Source organism: Plantibacter auratus (assembly GCF_050587365.1).
In the GTDB taxonomy this organism is placed as follows: domain Bacteria; phylum Actinomycetota; class Actinomycetes; order Actinomycetales; family Microbacteriaceae; genus Plantibacter; species Plantibacter auratus.
Window position 1 is genome coordinate 35,314 of the sequence record NZ_JBOBFV010000002.1, and the last position, 16,704, is coordinate 52,017.

General features: G+C 69.9%; 19 protein-coding genes. 8 read left to right on the forward strand and 11 right to left on the reverse strand.

Annotated features, from left to right (window positions below):
• Positions 1-88 precede the first annotated feature (88 nt).
• Entirely contained in the window at positions 89-946 is an 858-nt protein-coding gene (locus ACQ3HE_RS07275; protein ID WP_137242313.1) for a DUF4097 family beta strand repeat-containing protein, read from the forward strand.
• Positions 943-1,572, forward strand: a complete 630-nt coding sequence (locus ACQ3HE_RS07280) for a PadR family transcriptional regulator (RefSeq protein ID WP_124768676.1) — start codon at positions 943-945, stop codon at positions 1,570-1,572. Before ACQ3HE_RS07275 ends, ACQ3HE_RS07280 begins: the two co-directional genes overlap by 4 nt.
• 87 nt (positions 1,573-1,659) lie before the next feature.
• Here ACQ3HE_RS07280 and ACQ3HE_RS07285 read toward each other — a convergent pair whose 3' ends face one another.
• Complete coding sequence (locus ACQ3HE_RS07285) at positions 1,660-2,166, reverse strand: septum formation family protein (RefSeq protein WP_229940073.1); 507 nt, start codon at positions 2,164-2,166, stop codon at positions 1,660-1,662.
• Positions 2,167-2,426: 260 nt separating this feature from the next.
• Between ACQ3HE_RS07285 and ACQ3HE_RS07290 the strand changes: the two genes are divergently transcribed.
• Positions 2,427-4,430, forward strand: coding sequence for an APC family permease (locus ACQ3HE_RS07290; RefSeq protein ID WP_085511822.1), 2,004 nt, complete (start codon positions 2,427-2,429; stop codon positions 4,428-4,430).
• A 59-nt stretch (positions 4,431-4,489) separates the two neighbouring features.
• Positions 4,490-4,780: a hypothetical protein gene (locus tag ACQ3HE_RS07295; RefSeq protein ID WP_064294214.1), complete on the forward strand. Its 291-nt coding sequence runs from the start codon at positions 4,490-4,492 to the stop codon at positions 4,778-4,780.
• Between the two features lie 39 nt (positions 4,781-4,819).
• On the opposite strand, the gene crcB is transcribed toward ACQ3HE_RS07295, so the two are convergent.
• From crcB to ACQ3HE_RS07315, 4 genes are read right to left on the reverse strand one after another with little or no spacing between them, the layout of a single operon-like run.
• Positions 4,820-5,200 (reverse strand): fluoride efflux transporter CrcB, encoded by a 381-nt coding sequence (gene crcB / locus ACQ3HE_RS07300; protein ID WP_430891952.1) that lies wholly within the window; start codon positions 5,198-5,200, stop codon positions 4,820-4,822.
• Positions 5,197-5,631, reverse strand: coding sequence for a fluoride efflux transporter FluC (locus tag ACQ3HE_RS07305; RefSeq protein ID WP_430891954.1), 435 nt, complete (start codon positions 5,629-5,631; stop codon positions 5,197-5,199). Before ACQ3HE_RS07305 ends, crcB begins: the two co-directional genes overlap by 4 nt.
• Entirely contained in the window at positions 5,628-6,152 is a 525-nt protein-coding gene (locus ACQ3HE_RS07310) for a universal stress protein (RefSeq protein WP_124768671.1), read from the reverse strand. Before ACQ3HE_RS07310 ends, ACQ3HE_RS07305 begins: the two co-directional genes overlap by 4 nt.
• A gap of 4 nt (positions 6,153-6,156) precedes the next feature.
• The gene (locus ACQ3HE_RS07315; protein ID WP_430891956.1) at positions 6,157-6,741 is read right to left on the reverse strand and encodes an HhH-GPD-type base excision DNA repair protein; all 585 of its coding nucleotides are present in this window, start codon (positions 6,739-6,741) and stop codon (positions 6,157-6,159) included.
• 207 nt (positions 6,742-6,948) lie between these two features.
• On the opposite strand from ACQ3HE_RS07315, the gene ACQ3HE_RS07320 reads away from it, so the two are divergent.
• Both ACQ3HE_RS07320 and ACQ3HE_RS07325 read left to right on the forward strand, forming a co-directional pair.
• Positions 6,949-7,164: a DUF3073 domain-containing protein gene (locus tag ACQ3HE_RS07320; protein ID WP_064294210.1), complete on the forward strand. Its 216-nt coding sequence runs from the start codon at positions 6,949-6,951 to the stop codon at positions 7,162-7,164.
• Positions 7,165-7,298: 134 nt separating this feature from the next.
• Positions 7,299-8,489 (forward strand): 2TM domain-containing protein, encoded by a 1,191-nt coding sequence (locus ACQ3HE_RS07325; protein ID WP_430891958.1) that lies wholly within the window; start codon positions 7,299-7,301, stop codon positions 8,487-8,489.
• A 69-nt stretch (positions 8,490-8,558) separates the two neighbouring features.
• On the opposite strand, the gene purF is transcribed toward ACQ3HE_RS07325, so the two are convergent.
• The 3 genes from purF to ACQ3HE_RS07340 form a co-directional block, all read right to left on the reverse strand.
• The gene (purF, locus tag ACQ3HE_RS07330; RefSeq protein ID WP_079705073.1) at positions 8,559-10,016 is read right to left on the reverse strand and encodes an amidophosphoribosyltransferase; all 1,458 of its coding nucleotides are present in this window, start codon (positions 10,014-10,016) and stop codon (positions 8,559-8,561) included.
• A gap of 70 nt (positions 10,017-10,086) precedes the next feature.
• Positions 10,087-11,199 (reverse strand): phosphoribosylformylglycinamidine cyclo-ligase, encoded by a 1,113-nt coding sequence (gene purM, locus ACQ3HE_RS07335; protein WP_430891959.1) that lies wholly within the window; start codon positions 11,197-11,199, stop codon positions 10,087-10,089.
• Positions 11,196-11,675 (reverse strand): DUF2273 domain-containing protein, encoded by a 480-nt coding sequence (locus ACQ3HE_RS07340; protein WP_430891961.1) that lies wholly within the window; start codon positions 11,673-11,675, stop codon positions 11,196-11,198. Before ACQ3HE_RS07340 ends, purM begins: the two co-directional genes overlap by 4 nt.
• Before the next feature lie 84 nt (positions 11,676-11,759).
• On the opposite strand from ACQ3HE_RS07340, the gene zapE reads away from it, so the two are divergent.
• A complete protein-coding gene (gene zapE / locus ACQ3HE_RS07345) occupies positions 11,760-12,905 on the forward strand; it encodes a cell division protein ZapE (protein WP_430891962.1) in 1,146 nt (381 codons plus the stop codon).
• A 6-nt stretch (positions 12,906-12,911) separates the two neighbouring features.
• On the opposite strand, the gene ACQ3HE_RS07350 is transcribed toward zapE, so the two are convergent.
• From ACQ3HE_RS07350 to ACQ3HE_RS07360, 3 genes are all read right to left on the reverse strand, one after another.
• Complete coding sequence (locus tag ACQ3HE_RS07350) at positions 12,912-13,916, reverse strand: NAD-dependent epimerase/dehydratase family protein (protein ID WP_430891964.1); 1,005 nt, start codon at positions 13,914-13,916, stop codon at positions 12,912-12,914.
• Between the two features lie 88 nt (positions 13,917-14,004).
• Positions 14,005-15,006, reverse strand: coding sequence for a glycosyltransferase family 2 protein (locus ACQ3HE_RS07355; RefSeq protein WP_079705069.1), 1,002 nt, complete (start codon positions 15,004-15,006; stop codon positions 14,005-14,007).
• A gap of 21 nt (positions 15,007-15,027) precedes the next feature.
• Entirely contained in the window at positions 15,028-15,393 is a 366-nt protein-coding gene (locus ACQ3HE_RS07360; protein ID WP_274499386.1) for a sterol carrier family protein, read from the reverse strand.
• A 38-nt stretch (positions 15,394-15,431) separates the two neighbouring features.
• Here ACQ3HE_RS07360 and purD point away from each other — a divergent pair, with 38 nt between their 5' ends.
• Positions 15,432-16,697: a phosphoribosylamine--glycine ligase gene (purD, locus tag ACQ3HE_RS07365; RefSeq protein WP_159877702.1), complete on the forward strand. Its 1,266-nt coding sequence runs from the start codon at positions 15,432-15,434 to the stop codon at positions 16,695-16,697.
• Positions 16,698-16,704: the final 7 nt, after the last annotated feature.

Genomic DNA, 16,704 nt, shown 5'->3' on the forward strand with positions numbered 1-16,704 from the left:
TTCCGGGGGTTGCCACGCGCCGAGACGCGATATATCGTGAATTCCAGTTCAACGCGATATATCGCGATCACTCGGAAGGAACCGCACCATGGCACAGGAGAAGTGGATCATCGCTCCCGGCGAGAGCCGCATCATCGACCTCGAACTCGTGAGACGACTCAAGGTCGGCCTCATCGGCGGCCAGGTCGACATCATCGGACACGACGAGCCCGGCGCCCGCATCGAGGTGGGGGCCGTCACCGGCAAGGACCTCAAGATCACCATCGACGGCGACGTCGCCGAGATCGACCACCCGCAGCTGCGCTGGGACAACTTCCTCGAAGTGTTCTCGAACTTCGGCGCCAATCGCGCCACGGCCCAGGTCAGTGTCCTCGTCCCCCGCGACATCGCCCTGACGTTCGGTGTCGTCAGCGCCAGTGGACTGGTCGCAGGCCTCACCGCAGACGCCAAGCTCAACACGGTGTCCGGCGACCTCGTGGCCGACCGGATGACCGGGCGACTCGACCTCAACTCCGTGAGCGGCGAGCTCACGGTCCAGAACCACACGGGTCGCATCCAGGCGCACACGGTCTCGGGCGACGTCACCGTCTCCGGCGACATCACGCGCGCCTCGATCGACGGCGTCTCCTCCGACCTGCTCCTCGACATCCACGGTGCGTGCGAGCAGCTCGACCTGAACACCGTGAGCGGCGCGATCACGGTCCGCCTCGACGAGGAGCTCGCCGCGCGCTACACGGCGAACTCGGTCGGCGGCCGCCTGGCGATCGACGGCGTCGTCCTCAAGGGACTGCGCGGTGGTGGGTACAACTCGCACACCGGTGCCCTGTCCGGACAGTTCGCCGAGGTGCGCATGAACACCGTCGGCGGCGCGGTGACCGTCCTCCGCCGGCCGGCTGCCGAGCCGGCGGGCGCGGCCACCACCGCAGGGAGCGAGGCAGGCGCATGAGCCCCGTCTTCGCCCACGGCAGCCTGCGGCTGTACCTCCTGAGCCTGCTCGACGAGTCGCCGAAGCACGGCTACGAACTCATCCAGGCGCTCACCGACCGGAGCGGTGGCACCTACAGCCCGAGCGCCGGCACCATCTACCCGCGCCTCGCGAAGCTCGAGGAGGAGGGACTCGTCACGAAGACGAGTGACGGCAGGAAGACCGTCTACGAGATCACTGAGGCGGGCCGGGCGGAGCTCGCAGCACGGGCGGGCGAGCTCGACGGCATCGAGGACCAGCTCACCGATTCCGTCCGTCGCATCGCCGACGAGGTCCGCAGCGGGGTCACGGCGGCCATGAAGAGCCTCCGGGCCGATCTCGCCTCCGCCGCGCGCGAGGCGAAGCAGTCCGCGAAGCCCGGTCCGAGCTGGACGTCGACCGCCGAGGAGAGCGCCGACCAGAAGGTGCAGGGTCGCCTGGCGCTCCACGAGACCGACGTGTCGATCAACGAGTTCCGGCAGGCGGTCCGAGCCGAACTCCGCGAGCACGTCGCCCGTGGGGGCGTGCTCGACGACGACACCGTGTCGGCCCTGCGTGCCGACCTCGTCGCCGTCCGCGACCGCCTGCGGGAGCGCCTCCAGGGCTGAGCACCCCGACACGCAGGCCGAGACACGGAACCGCCCGGCCCCTCACGGGAGTCGGGCGGTTCCGTCGATACGGCGCGTGCGGTCGGCCTACCGTGCGGCGCCGGCCAGCGAGCCCGTGGTCGCCGCCGAGTCGTAGATCACGCAGGTGACGAGCCGGTCGTCCACCCCGTTCCAGCTGGCCTCGGTCGGCGTGTAGTAGTTGAACTCGAGGCTGGAGTCCTCGTAGACGATCCCGACGAACGCCTGGAACTGCGCGTAGCAACCGTCGTCGGCCTGCTGCGTGACGGCCTCCTCGCCGGGCCACTCGTCGCCGGTCAGCGTGACCTCGCCGTACACCTCGTACTGGTGCGGCTCGGAACAGGGCACGGTCGGCACCTCCGTGACCTCGTCGGACGACGACTCGTCGTTCAGGCAGTCGCCGACCGAGAGGGTGAAGACGTCCGTGGTGCCTCCACCGACGATCTCGCCGGACTGCGCATCCCGGGTCTCGGCGGGCTTCGGGAGGATGCCCTCCACGACACTGCAACCGGAGAGCGTCAGGGCCGCAGCGAGAGCGGCGAGGGCGAGCGGGAGGAGACGACGGCGAGCGGTCACGATGAGGGTCCTTGAGGTGGGTGTCGATCACGAGCGACTGTTCAGGCTCACAGCCAGGCAACAGCCGTCGATCAGGATATTGGTCGACCATCCGGGTCCGCCACTCCCCCGCTCGATGAACACTGCGTCACGGTCGGGTGACGATGCCTGTCCATCCAGCTCATCCCCGCTTGACTCCGGTTCCCGAAGGAGTAATATCGCCGCTCGTGACAACTGAGGGTCGAGAGCCCGGGACAGAACCACGATCGGCAAAACGCTGGTTGATCGGGGACCCGCTGCCGACCGAGAACCTGGAGGGCCAGCTCCTCCCCAAACGGCTCGCACTGCCGATCTTCGCGAGCGACGCACTGTCGAGTGTGGCGTACGCGCCGCAGGAACTCCTCATGATCCTGACGCTCGGCGGGCTCGCCTTCCTGAGCTTCGCGCCGTGGGTCGCGGCGTGCGTCGTGATCCTCCTCGTCGTGGTCGTCGCGAGCTACCGCCAGCTCATCAAGGCGTACCCGTCGGGTGGTGGCGACTACGAGGTCGCCCACCGGAACCTCGGCGAGAAGGCCGGCCTCGTGGTCGCCTCCGCTCTCCTGGTGGATTACGTCCTCACGGTCGCCGTCTCGGTGGCCTCGGGCGTCGACAACATCATCTCCGCGATCCCCGGGCTGAACCCGTGGCGCGTCGAGCTGGCCGTCGGATTCGTCCTCGTCCTCATGGCCGTGAACCTCCGTGGCGTGCGGGAGTCGAGCAAGGCCTTCGCGATCCCCACCTACTTCTTCATCGCGAGCGTGCTCGTCATGATCGTCGCGGGACTCGCCCGCACGTTCATGGGCGACGCCCCGGTCGCGTCGAGCGCCGAGTTCACCGTGCAGGGTGAGAGTCTCACCCAGGCGGCATTCATCCTGCTCCTCCTCCGCGCCTTCTCCTCTGGTTGCTCCGCACTCACCGGTGTCGAAGCGGTCTCGAACGGCGTCCCGGCGTTCCGTCGCCCGCAGATCAAGAACGCCCAGAAGACGCTGGTCCTCATGGGCGGCACCGCGATCGTGCTGTTCGTCGGCCTCACCGCGCTCGCCCTCATCTCCCGCGTGCACTACGCCGAGAACGCCTGTCACCTCGAAGGGTTCGCGGACTGCGCGACGACGCCGCAGCCGAGCCTCATGGCCCAGGTCGCGACCGCGGTCTTCGGCGCGAACAGCATCCCGTTCTTCCTCATCCAGGCGGCGACCGCGTGCGTCCTGCTCCTCGCGGCCAACACGGCGTTCAACGGCTTCCCGCTGCTCGGCGCCGTCCTCGCGCGCGACTCCTACGCGCCGAAGTCGCTCAACACCCGTGGCGACCGCCTCGTGTTCTCGAACGGCATGATCATCCTGGGTCTCGCCGCATGCGCGATCCTCGTGGTGTACCAGGCGAACCTCACCCAGCTCATCCAGCTGTACATCATCGGGGTGTTCGTGTCGTTCACCCTCGGCCAGACGGGCATGGTGAAGCACTGGCTGCGGATGCTGCGGGAGGGCTGCGACAACCGCGGCTCCGTCTACCGGGGCCTCGCGATCAACGCGTTCGGCGCCCTGCTCACGGCGAGCGTCCTCATCGTCGTGACGATCACGAAGTTCACCCATGGCGCCTGGCTCGTCTTCGTGCTCATGCCGATCCTCTTCGTCCTCATGCTCGGCGTGAACCGCTACTACCGCGACGTCGAGAAGGAGGTCGAGGTCGACCCGACCACGACCTTCGGCGCGACCGGCGACCACGCGATCGTCCTCGTCGGCAAGATGCAGAAGCCGATCCTCAAGGCGCTGGACTACGCGATCGCCGCCAAGCACGACAGCCTCGAAGCGGTCCATATGTCGATCGATCCGGAGGCCACGAAGCTGCTCGAGCAGCAGTGGATCGAACAGAACATCCACGTGCCGCTCGTCATCCTCGAGTCGCCGTACCGCGAGTTCGCGATGCCGCTCGCGAAGTACATCAAGGCGCACCGTGCCGAGCACGGCGCCGAGGTCGTCACCGTCTACATGCCGCAGTACATCGTCGGGCACTGGTGGGAGAGCCTCCTCCACAACCGACGGGCGTCGCGGATCCGCAACCAGATCATGCTCGTCCACGGCGTGACCGTCGCCCTCGTGCCCTGGCTGCTCGACTCCTCCGAGCTCATCTACGGACGTCGGTCACGGCCGCTGCCCGGCCAGGAACGACGTGGCGAGATCGTCCGCGTCAAGAAGCCGATCGAGCGGAAGCCGCACATCGACCGCAACACGGGGCAGCCCCGCTCCTGATCGGCCACGCGCACCGGCGACGGCGTGAGGGAGTTGTCGCAGACTGACAGACTGGGGACATGTTCACCTGGGGTCTCTCGCTGCTGTTCCTCGCGGCCGTCTTCGGGACGCTGTCGATGGTCCGCCTCATCGCCGCGAACCCCGACTCGCCGCTGCCGATGTGGCAGGGCCGCCCGCAGCGACTCCCGCAGTTCACGATCATCCTGCGCGGCCTGTCGGGCGGACTCGGGGTCTTCGGGGTCTTCCTGCTGTGGTCGGAGATCGGATTCTGGAGCATCCTGCTGCTCATCGTCGCCCTCGGGATCCCGATCGTGCTGAACCTCCGGCACAACCGCCGCTTCGAGGCATAGCCGCCGCGTCCGTTCGCCCATCTTCGGGCGAACGAGCGGCTAGGCGAGGAGCGAACCGAGCCCGTAGCCGACCAGGGCCGCGACGACCGACGCGACGAGCATGCCCAACGCGTTCGCCAGTCCGGCCCGGGAACGTCCGTCGTGGAGCAGCCGGACCGTCTCGACACTCGCCGTGCTGAACGTCGTGTACCCACCGAGCAGCCCGCCTCCGAGGACGAGCCGCCACGCCTCGTCGACGACCCCTCCGAGGGCCAGCGCGGTGACGAGGCCGAGCAGCAGCGACCCGCTGACGTTGATCACGGTCGTGCCCCACGGGTAGGCGCCGCCCACACGGGAACGGACGATGCCGTCGACGACGAAGCGGGCCGCGGCGCCGACACCGCCGGCCGCCGCGATCGCGAGGAAGAGCCAGGGCGTCACGAGCGGCCACCGCCGATCCGTCGGGCGAGGACGATGCCGCCCCAGCTCGCCAGGGCGCCCAGCACGACGCTCCCCACCGCGTACAGCACCCCCACGAGGTCGCTCCCCTCGATGAGGAGGACACTGCTGTCGGCCGCGAGCGCGCTGTACGTCGTGAAGCCGCCGAGGACGCCGGTGCCGAGGAAGAGGCGGAGATCGCGTCGACGGCCGGCGTCGGACCCGCGTCGGAGGAGCGACTCGAGGAGGAGACCGAGCAGGAAGGCGCCGACGACGTTGATGCCGAGGATGGCCACGGGGACACCACCGATGGGCGGGATGGCGAGGGAGATCGCCTCGCGGGCACCCGTCCCGACCGCGCCACCGAGCCCGACCATCGCGATCGTGGCGGGTTGGAGGTGCGGAGCCCGTGTCCCCGTCGGAGCGGCCGTCACCGCAGGTCGCCGGCGGGGGCGTCCCAGAGGGGTTCGTCGGTGGCGCTGGGCGCGAGTGGGACCACGATCACCGGACGCGCCTGCCGGTGGGCCAGCGTCGCGGCGACGGAACCGTTGAAGAACTCGAGGATGCCCTTCCGGAGGCCACGCTCCCGTGTCCCGACGATGATCGCCCGCGCGGACACCGAATCGGCGAGTCGGCCGAGGGCACGCGCCGGGTCCCCGGCGAGCTGGGTCAGCTCCCACACGACGCCGCTGTCGTCGAGGAGACGATGCGCCGTCGCCTCCAGGCCGGGATCGGCTGGCTCCGGTTCGAAGTCGTGCAGATCGGCGTCGAACGGCAGCGACGTGACGGTGCCGTCGACGTTCTCGACCACGACGAACCGGCTCGCGTCGACGTGGGCGAGGACGAGCCGGCAGGCGAAGGCTTGCGCGAACGACGCCGCCTCGACGAGCACGGTGTCGGGCTGCCCCGGCGTGACACCGACCACGATCGCGGTACCCCGCTGCGCTTCGCTCATGTCGTCACTCCCCCTTCGTACGCTTCGCGGCGGCCTTGGCCGCCTGCTTCGCCGCCCGCACCTGCGCGAGCGACTCCGGGTCGACGATGTCGGCGACGGACCGGAGGCTGCCGTCCTCGCCGTAGGGCGCCGACGCTTCCCGCCAGTCGGCCGCGTCGAGCCCGTACTGCTTGCCGAGGAGCGCGAGGAAGATCTTCGCCTTCTGCTCACCGAACCCCGGCAGGGCGAGCAGGCGCTTCAGGATCTCCGGGCCGTCGGGCGCGTCTCGCGTCCAGATCGCCTCCGCGTCGCCGTCCCAGTCGTCGACGATCGCGGCGCAGAGCCCCTGCACCCGGCCGGCCATGGACCCCGGGAACCGGTGCACGGCCGGACTCGTCTTGAACAGGGAGGCGAACGCCTCGGGGTCTTCCCGCGCGATGGTGGCCGCGTCGAAGGAACCGAGCCGGTCACTGATCTTCAGCGGGCCGGCGAACGCGGTCTCCATCGGCACCTGCTGGTCGAGCAGCATGCCGACGAGCAGGGCGAGCGGGTCGGTCGACAACAGGCGGTCGGCGTCCGCATCTCCGGTGATGTGCAGGGTTCCGGTCATGGGTCCATCGTCCCACCACTCGACGTCCCGGCCCAGCCCCGTTCCGTCGCGGTGTCGGCACCGGTGGCCGGCAGACCGTCTCCGTACGAGCGCCCCGTCCACGGGCGGCATGGTAAGCTCAACGCTAGTCTTTATCGTTCCCTGGTAGGCGAAAGCCCCGGACGCCCCGCAAGCGCGGCCGGTCAGAAAATCATGAGGGGGTCTCGCATGGGTCGTGGCCGTCAAAAGGCAAAGCACACGAAGATCGCTCGTGAGCTCAAGTCGTTCAGCCCGGACGTGAACTACAACGCGCTCGAGCGCGAGCTCACGGGGCACTCCGTCGACCACCCGGGCACGGGCGTCGACGAGAGCTACGACGACGAGATCGCCAAGTGGGCTGAATACGCCGAGAAGTACGCCGACGGTGAGGCGAAGGGCGCGTAGGCGCGCCCTTCGCACCGTTCCGGCGCGCCCCCGCATCGGCGGTTCGCCCTCGCTCCAGCACCTCGCGGCTGGGTGATCTCTCAGACGACTGTTGGCAAATGGAGTTCTCGCTGGGCGGAGACTAGCCTGGACGGATGAACACCGACGAACTCCGCGTTGCCGCCAAGAAGCGCCTGAAGGCGCAGCACGATTTCAAGCAGTTTCTCGCCGTCTGGGGTGCGGTCTCCGTCCTCCTGATCGTCATCTGGCTCCTCACCGGCGCCTGGGGATACTTCTGGCCGATCTGGCCGATCTTCGTGATGGGCATCGCCCTGGTCTTCGTCGGACTCGACGCCTACGGCCCGTCCAAGCACATCACCGAGGACGCCATCGACGCCGAGGTCGCGCGCCTCGTGAACCAGCAGCAGCAGCGCGCTGCCGCTCGTGAGGCCGCCTCGCAGCCGAACGCCACGCAGGCACCGTACGCCGGCCAGAGCGGTTACGAGCAGCACCCGTACCAGGCGGGCCAGACCGGCCAGGCGCCGGTGTACGACCCCGCACAGTACGGACAGACGACCGCCTACGACACCTCGCAGTACGCGGGTGGCCAGACGAGCGGCTACGGCACGCAGCAGACCCAGCAGGGGTCCCAGGCGACGCAGCAGTACGGCGCCTACCAGGCACCGTCGACCGAGTCTCCGACCCCTGAGGCGCCGGCAGCGGAGCCCACCTCGGACTGGGTGCGCGCCGCCGAGCCCACCCCGACCGAGCAGTTCGCCGCGGTCTTCTCCGGCACCGACCGAGCACCCGAGGCCGCAGCCGCACCGGACACGTCCGCCGAACCGGCCGAGTCGATCGTCCTCGAGTCGACCTCCACCGGCGACGCCGAGACCGTCGCAGCCGCCGCCGACGAGACCGAGGCGCGCCTCGCGAGCGACGAGACCGGCCCCGCCGACACGACCGGACGCGACGAGACCGTGTCGGCCACTGCACCGGCCGCGGCCGTGAGCGCGCCCCGTACGTCGACCAGCCGGTCGACGACGACGCGTTCGACGACGGCCCGGAAGCCCGCCGCCAAGACGACCACGTCGGCGACGGCCGCGGGCAGCACCGTCCGCAAGACGAGTTCGACGCGCGCCACCACCGGTTCGACGACGCCCAAGGCCGCAGCAGCCAAGACCACGACGCCGAAGGCCGCAGCCACGAAGGCACCGACGACGAAGACGACGGGCGCCGCTGCGAAGCCGGCCACCGCGAAGGCACCGGCGAAGCCGCGCACCACGAAGCCGAAGGCGGCCCCCGCGGCCACGCCGGCGCCACTCGAGCAGCCCGGTACGTCGGAGTAGTAGCCGGTTCCTGAACGACGAAGCGCGCGATCCCCTCGGGGCTCGCGCGCTTCGTCGTTCAGGTGGGACTCAGGAGAGCTGCGAGCGCTCCACCCACTCGAGGTACTCCTCGGAGACGGTCCCGGTGATGTACTCGCCGGTGAAGCAGCTCATCTCGAGGTCGCTGATACCGGAGCCCTCGAGGATGGCGGCCTTCATGTCGGCGACCTCCTGGTAGATGAGGTTGTCAGCGCCCAGCTCGCGGGCGATGTCGGGGATCTTCTTGCCGTGTGCGACGAGCTCCTGGCGGGACGGCATGTTGATGCCGTACACGTGGGGGTAGCGGACCGGCGGTGCGGCGGAGGTGAAGGTCACCTTGTTCGCTCCGGCGAGACGCGCCATGTCGACGATCTCCTTCGACGTCGTGCCGCGGACGATCGAGTCGTCGACGATGAGGATGTTCTTGCCCTTGAACTCCGAGCCCATCGCGTTGAGTTTCTGACGGACGCTCTTCTTGCGCTGCGCCTGGCCCGGCATGATGAAGGTGCGCCCCACGTACCGGTTCTTGTAGAAGCCCTCGCGGTACTCGATGCCGAGCTTCTGGGCGACCTGCATGGCCGCTGGGCGGGAGGAGTCCGGGATCGGCATGACGACGTCGATGTCGCCCATCGGCGTGTACTCGGCGATGGTGTCGGCGAGCCGGTTGCCGAGACGCAGTCGGGCCTCGTAGACCGAGATGCCGTTCATGACGGAGTCGGGGCGAGCGAGGTACACGTACTCGAAGGAGCACGGAACGAGCCGCGGGTTCTTCGCGCACTGCCGCGAGTACAGCTCACCCGAAGCGGTGATGAAGACGGCCTCGCCCGGGGCGATCTCGCGGACGATCTCGTAGCCGCCGGCTTCGAGGACGAGCGACTCCGAGGCGACCACCCAGTCGTTGCCGACCAGGCCCGTCTGGCGCTTGCCGAGGATGAGCGGGCGGATGCCGAACGGGTCGCGGAAGGCGAGCAGGCCGTGACCGGCGATGAGGGCGATCGTCGCGTAGGACCCCTCGACCCGCTCGTGCACGTTCTCGACGGCGTTGAACACCTGGTCGGGATCGAGGTCGAGACCGCTGATCTGCCCCTGCAGCTCCGTCGCGAGGACGTTGAGCAGCAGCTCGGTGTCGCTCGTGGAGTTCACGTGGCGGCGGTCGACATGGAACAGGTCCTTGCTGAGCTCGCGCGTGTTCGTGAGGTTGCCGTTGTGGATGAGCGTGATGCCGTAGGGCGCGTTCACGTAGAACGGCTGCGCCTCGCTCTCGTTGGCGGCATCGCCCTTCGTCGCGTAGCGCACGTGGCCGAGGCCCATGTTGCCGAGGAGCGAGCGCATGTCGCGGGTGCGGAAGGCTTCACGCACCTGGCCCTTGGCCTTGACCATGTGGAAGGTGCTGCCGTCGGCGGTCGCGATGCCGGTGGAGTCCTGACCGCGGTGCTGAAGGAGCAGGAGGCTGTCGTAGACCTGCTGGTTGGCAGGCTCGGTTGAGACGATGCCGACGATGCCGCACATGCGTGGGGACTCCTTGGGGTTCGTGCTGGGCGAGTGACGGAACGGAGGAAGGTGTGCCGGAGCGGTGCGACTAGTCGCGGTAGGCGCCCACGAGGCGGACGGCACCGCCGTCGACCCCCTTGGCACCCTGTTCGAACGCGCTGAGGTCTGCGGCGGCGTCGCCGAGGTGCACGGTGCCGACCTGCCAGGTCGCGATCCCGTCGGCCTCGAGCGCGGCCGTGACACCGGCGGCGACTGCCGTCGAGACGACGGCGAAGAATCCGACGCCCAGGTTCCAGGTGCCCTCGCTCGACTCGAGCGAGGATCCGGCCAGCTCGCTCAGCGTCCGGAACACCGGCGACGGGCTCCAGGTGGAGCGGTCGACCTCGGCCCAGGACCCCTTGGGCAGGACGCGCGCGAGGTTGGCGGCGATCCCGCCTCCGGTGACGTGGCTGAGCGAGTGGACGCCACCCGCGAAGGCCGGGGCGTCGAGCAGCCGCAGGAGGGGCAGGGTGTAGAGCCGCGTCGGCTCGAGGAGGGCCTCGCCGAACGTCGTGCCGAGGTCGTCGCTGTGGTCGGCGTAGCCGACGCCCGCCTGGGCGAGGATGTGCCGCACGAGGGAGAAGCCGTTCGAGTGCAGGCCCGAGGACGCGAGTGCGAGGACGACGTCGCCGTCCTCGACGCGGTGCTCACCGAGGATGGCGTCCGCCTCGACCGCACCGGTGCAGGCGCCGGCGACGTCGTAGTCGTCGACCCCGAGGAGTCCGGGGTGCTCCGCGGTCTCGCCGCCGATGAGCGCCGTCCCGGTGTCGGAGCAGGCCTGGGCGATGCCCGAGACGATCGAGGCGATGCGCTCCGGGTGGACCTTGCCGCAGGCGATGTAGTCGGTCATGAAGAGCGGCTTCGCCCCGACCACGACGATGTCGTCGACGACCATGCCGACGAGGTCCTGGCCGATGGTGTCGTGCTTGTCGATGGCCTGGGCGATCGCGACCTTCGTGCCGACGCCGTCGGTCGACGTCGCGAGCAGGGGCCGACGGAAGGCGGTGAGCGCCGAGACGTCGAACAGGCCGGCGAACCCGCCGAAGCCGCCGAAGACCTCCGGACCGTGCGTCTTCGCGACGGCGGCCTTCATGAGCTCGACGGCGCGGTCACCGGCTGCCGTGTCGACACCGGCCTCCCGGTAGCTGGTGGATGAGGTCATGACCGTCCTGAACCTTCTGCGATGGGTGGATTCGGGGGGCCGGACTCACCTGGCTCGGCACTGACGGAACCGTTCGGTTCCGCGTCGGCCGCGGGGGTCCCGGCTGGATGCACGTCAACTCTATCCGCTGCGACGATCCGCGTCCGTCGCGCCATGGAACGGTCGATGAGGAGACCGACGACGAGGGCGATCGCACCGAAGACGACGACGCACACGAGCAGGAGGAAGCCGAACACCTGGGTGAGCGAGTAGTCGGCGCTCCCCGGGAACGCGAAGGTGAGGATGAGCGCGGCGATGATGCCGACGAAGACGCCGATGACGAGGAACCGCCAGTAGCGCGGCGACCGGCGCACCGAGACCGAACCGGAGGAGTACACGGTCGCGAGCTCGGTGTCGGGCTCGGTCGAGGGCGTCGGACCGGTCGGTTCGGATGGGTGCTGAGCTTCCGGTGCTGGCTGCCCGGTGGCGTCTGTCATGCCTCCATTCTCCCCCACGATCCTGGGCATCGTGAACCGATGGTGAACGGCCGCGGTCGACGTGCCGACGGGTACGATCGAGCGGTGGACACGACGGGGACCGAGACGACCGATCCCGCTCCGATCCCTCCCGACGACACCCTGCTCTCGGCGGTCGAGTCCGCCGCCGCCGACGCCGGGTTCACGCTCGAGCCGGAGCAGCTGGAAGTGGCGAGGCGTCTGGCGTCACTCCGGATCGGCGAGGACCGACCCGGGCACCTGTACCTGTGGGGTGCGGCCGGGCGGGGCAAGACCTGGCTCCTCGACGCGTTCTTCGAGGCGCTCCCGACGCATCGGAGGCGTCGCGTCCACTTCCACTCCTTCTTCCGCGGGCTGCACGCCGCGATCCACCGGGTCCGCACGGAGGCCGCCGACGCCGCTCGGGCGACGGGTGAGCCGGGCGCCGGGTTCCGCGCGGCGGCCGGAGCGGTGACGAACGCGGTCGAGCAAGCGGTCGACGAACTGCTGGACGAGGTGGACGTCGTGCTCTTCGACGAGTTCCAGGTGCACGATCCCGGCGACGGCGCGCTCATGATCCGGCTGCTCGACGCGCTCTTCGCCCGACAGGTGACCCTGTTGACGAGCTCGAACTCCGCGCCGCAGGATCTGCTGCCGGACCCGGCTCACCACTACATCTTCGAACCCGGCATCGCCCTGATCGAAGCGAACATGCAGGTGCTCGAACTCGCCGGCTCGACCGACCACCGTCGCAGCTCCCCGGTCAGGCACGGCGACGGCTTCGCCCGCGGCAGCTGGTCCATCGCCGGCGAGTCCGCGGACGCCCACCTCGCGGCACTCGGCCTCCACCGTCCGGGGCCAGGCGAGGCGACGACGCTGACGATCAGTGGCCACACGTTCCAGGCAGCCGCCGCGCGCGACGGCGTCCTCTGGTTCGCCAGCGCCGAACTCATCGAGCGTCCGACCTCGGTCGGCGACTACCTCGCCTGGGCGGCGGACGACGGCCGGTGGGTCCTCGACGCCCTGCCCGAGTCCCACGCCCTCACCCGGGAGGCGCGCGCCCGATTCGTCCACCTCGTCGACGCCCTGTGCGATCTCGGCGTCGAACTCCACGTCGTGGCCGCCACCGACCAGGAGACCTTCATGACCGATCCCGCCCTCGGACCGGAGGGGTTCGCCCGCGACGCGGTCAGGACGCGCAGTCGGCTCGCCCTCCTCCGCGAGATCCACTGACAGCAGTCAGTTCCCGGCGAGCACGGCCCGCTCGATGGCACGGTCCAGTCCGACGACGGGCCGGTCCGGGCGCTGCGGCGCCACGCCGCCGAGTGCCTGCAGCCACACCCAGGTGTCGGCGACGGTCTCGGTGACCGGACGACGACGGAGACCCGCCGCAACCGCACGCGAGACGTCACCGTGATGCATCGCGTCGGCGTCCGGTCCGGTGGGGAGCCAGACGGGCAGTTGGGTCCAGGGGTGGATCCCGGCCGCGAGCACCCGCTCCTGATCCACCCAGCGGAGGGTCGCACCCGACCCGGTCGCGGCGACGCAGGCGTCGAGCAGCTCCCCCAACGTCGTCGCCCGCGGCTCGCTGACGACGTTGAACGCACCACTCGCGCCCGTCGAACCGGCGGCGAGGAGGAAGGCCGCGAGATCCCGCGCATCGATGTACTGGATGGGGTCGGAAGCGGCACCAGGGGCGAGCACCTCACCGCCCTCGGCGATCCGCGCCAGCCACCAGGGCAGTCGTCCGATGTTCTCGTGCGGGCCGAGGATGAGGCCGGCTCGCGCCAGGACCGCTCGGTCGCCGAACGCCTGGACGGCGGCCAGCTCACCGCCGCGCTTGGCACGGGCGTAGTCCGCGAAGCCGTCGTCGTGCGCCGACCCGTCGACGACCGGCGCGTCCTCGGCGGCGCCGGCGGGCAGCGGGTCGGCGTAGACCGAACGGCTCGAGACGTAGACGTAGCTCCCGACCCGGTCCGCCAGCAGCGCGGCCGCGTCGCGGACGGCGACCGGAGCCCATGACCAGGTGTCGACGGCGAGGTCCCACGACCCGACCCGGAGCGCGTCGAGTCCGCCGGGCATCGTCCGGTCGCCGTGCAGCACGGTGACCGCGTCCGACGGCGAGGAACGGTTCGTACCGCGATGGAAGACGGTGACCTCCCAGCCGGCGGCGACGGCCTCGTCGACGACCGCTCGCCCGACGAACTCCGTCCCGCCCAGGACCAACAGCCGATTCGTGCTCATGCCTCCATCACAGCGCACGAGGCGGTGATGCACCACCCCGGTTCGCTGGGAGCAGCGAGCAGTGCGCGCGCGGAGCTCCGTCCGCGGACTACTTGCGGCTGTGCTCCAGCGAGCCGGCGCGCATGGCGGCCTCGTCGTCCAGGTCGACGCGGGAGGCCACGTAGTAGCTGCTCCACTTCGCCGCGTGATAGGCCGGGTTCATGACGAACCAGTAGGCACGTCGCTTCCAGCTGTACTGGGGGTCGCGGACGATCCGCTTCGCGTCCCGAAGGGCGCCGAAGACGGTGTACCCCACCTGCCGGAACCGACTCAGCCGCGTGATCGGCTTCCCGATCCGACGCAACGCCGTCGTCTCGTCGAAGATCCGCTTCCGGTACTCGTCGAGGGTGAGGTCGTTGGAGTGGACGACCCAGCCCCGCGGTGCGTACGCCTTCCGCAGTCCGGCCGCGATGATGTCGGCGCCGAAGGCCATGTCCTCGGAGTACGGGAGGTCGCGGTACGGGATGTCGCCGAGCAGCAGGTCGCGGCGCGTGGCCGAGTTGACGTCGGAGTAGAACGCGAGGGCGTCGAGCAGTCCGCCGTTCCCGTCGGCGAAGCCGTCGTTCGCGAAGACGGTCGTGCCGAAGTCCGGCCCGAAGTTGTGGAACACGTCGTGGATCTCGTACTTGAGCAGCGGGAAGCAGTTCGGGCGTGCGATCTGCTTGCCCATGACGGCGACGACGTCCATGCCTTCGGGGTCCAAGGGTGTGGTCAGCTCGTGCAACCAGCGTGAGTCACCCGGGATCGCATCGTGCGTGAGGTACGCGACGTACTTCCCCCGGGCGAGCCGGGCGGCGAGCTGGCGGGTCCGGCCGTGGCCGAACTCGCTGTTCGGGATGACGTGCAGCCGGACGTCCGGGTGGGCGGCGACGATGTCGAGTGTGCGGTCGGTGGAGCCGGAATCGATGACGAGGGTCTCGTAGGTGCCGTCGTAGTCCTGGCCTTCGATCGCCGAGAGGATCTGCTCGAGATACCGCTCGCCGTTGTACGTGGGGATGACGATCGTCGCGTCGAGCGTCGTCTCGGCTGGGGCGTCGATGTCAGAGGTCACCGCACCAATGTACCCGGACCGTCAGCGCGGCAGCAGCAGTGGCACGAGGCCAGTGAGATCCGCCCGCTGGCCGGACGCGTGCACCGTGCCGCCGGCCATCGCCGTGGTCCAGTCGATGCGGCCGGAGGCGAGCGCGAGCCAGGTCGGTGCGTCCATCTCGATGACGTTCGGCGGTGTGCCTCGGGTGTGGCGGGGGCCCTCGATGCACTGCACCGCACCGAACGGCGGCACCCGCACCTCGACGGTGTTGCCGGGCGCCCGCTCGACGAGGAGCTCCAACAGGTAGCGGACCGCGGTCGCCGTGTCCGTGCGCGACGCCGGTGCGTGCCCGAGCGCCTGCTCCAGGGCTGCGCGACCGACGGCGTCCGTGATCCTGGGTCTGGCCATGCATTCGAGGCTAGGCCATTGCGCCTTAAGCTAGACGGGTGAAGATCCTCGTCCTCGGTTCCGGTGCTCGCGAGCACGCCATCATCAAGGCTCTCCTCTCCGAAGAGGCCGGGCACCACATCATCGCCGCCCCCGGCAACGCGGGCATCGCGGGGGATGTGACCGTGGTCGGCATCGACCAGGAGAACCCTTCGATCGTGCGCGACTTCGCCCGCGACGAAGCGGTCGACCTCGTCGTCATCGGGCCCGAGGCCCCGCTCGTCGCCGGCGTGGCCGACAAGCTGCGCGCCGCCGGCATCCCGGTCTTCGGCCCCAACCGCTCGGCGGCCGCACTCGAGGGCTCGAAGTCCTTCGCGAAGCGGATCATGGACGAAGCCGGCGTGCCCACCGGTCGCGCGGTCCGCGCCGAGGACCTCGACGCAGCGATCGCCGCGCTCGACGACTTCGGTGCACCCTACGTCGTCAAGGCCGACGGCCTCGCGGCGGGCAAGGGCGTCCTCGTCACCCACGACCGCGATGCGGCCATCCAGCACGCCACCAACTGGCTCGGCTACGGCGGCGTCCTCGTCGAGGAGTTCCTCGACGGCCAGGAGGTCTCCCTGTTCTTCATCACCGACGGCGAGACGGTACTCCCGCTCTCCCCCGCGCAGGACTACAAGCGGCTCCTCGACGGCGACGCCGGCCCGAACACCGGCGGCATGGGCGCCTACTCCCCGTTGCCCTGGCTCGACAACCGCTTCGGGAGCGAGACGGCCTTCGTCGACGAGGTCCTCGAGACCGTCGCCGTCCCCGTCGTGCGGCAGCTGGCGTCGGAGGGCAACCCGTTCCAGGGTCTCCTCTACGCCGGCCTCATCCTCACCGAACGCGGGATCCGGGTGATCGAGTTCAACGCGCGCTTCGGCGACCCGGAGACGCAGGTCGTCCTCCCCCGGCTCGTCACGCCGCTGTCGACGCTCCTGCTCGGCTCGGCCACCGGCACGCTCGGCGAGCAGCCGCGACCCGCGTTCGCCGAGGCGAGCGCGGTGACGGTGGTGCTCGCGAGCCAGAACTACCCCGAGACGCCCGTCACGGGCCGGAGCATCACCGGCCTCGACGCCGCCGTCGCCGTCGAGGGAGTCCACCTCGTCCACGCCGCGACGGCTGACGTCGACGGTGGCCTGGTCGCCACCGGCGGCCGCGTCCTCAACGTCGTGGCCCTCGGATCCACGTTCCCCGAGGCACGCGGACGTGCGTACGAGGCGCTGTCGCGCATCGAACTCGAGGGCGGTCAGTACCGCACCGACATCGCCGCACGCGTCTCCTGATCGCGGC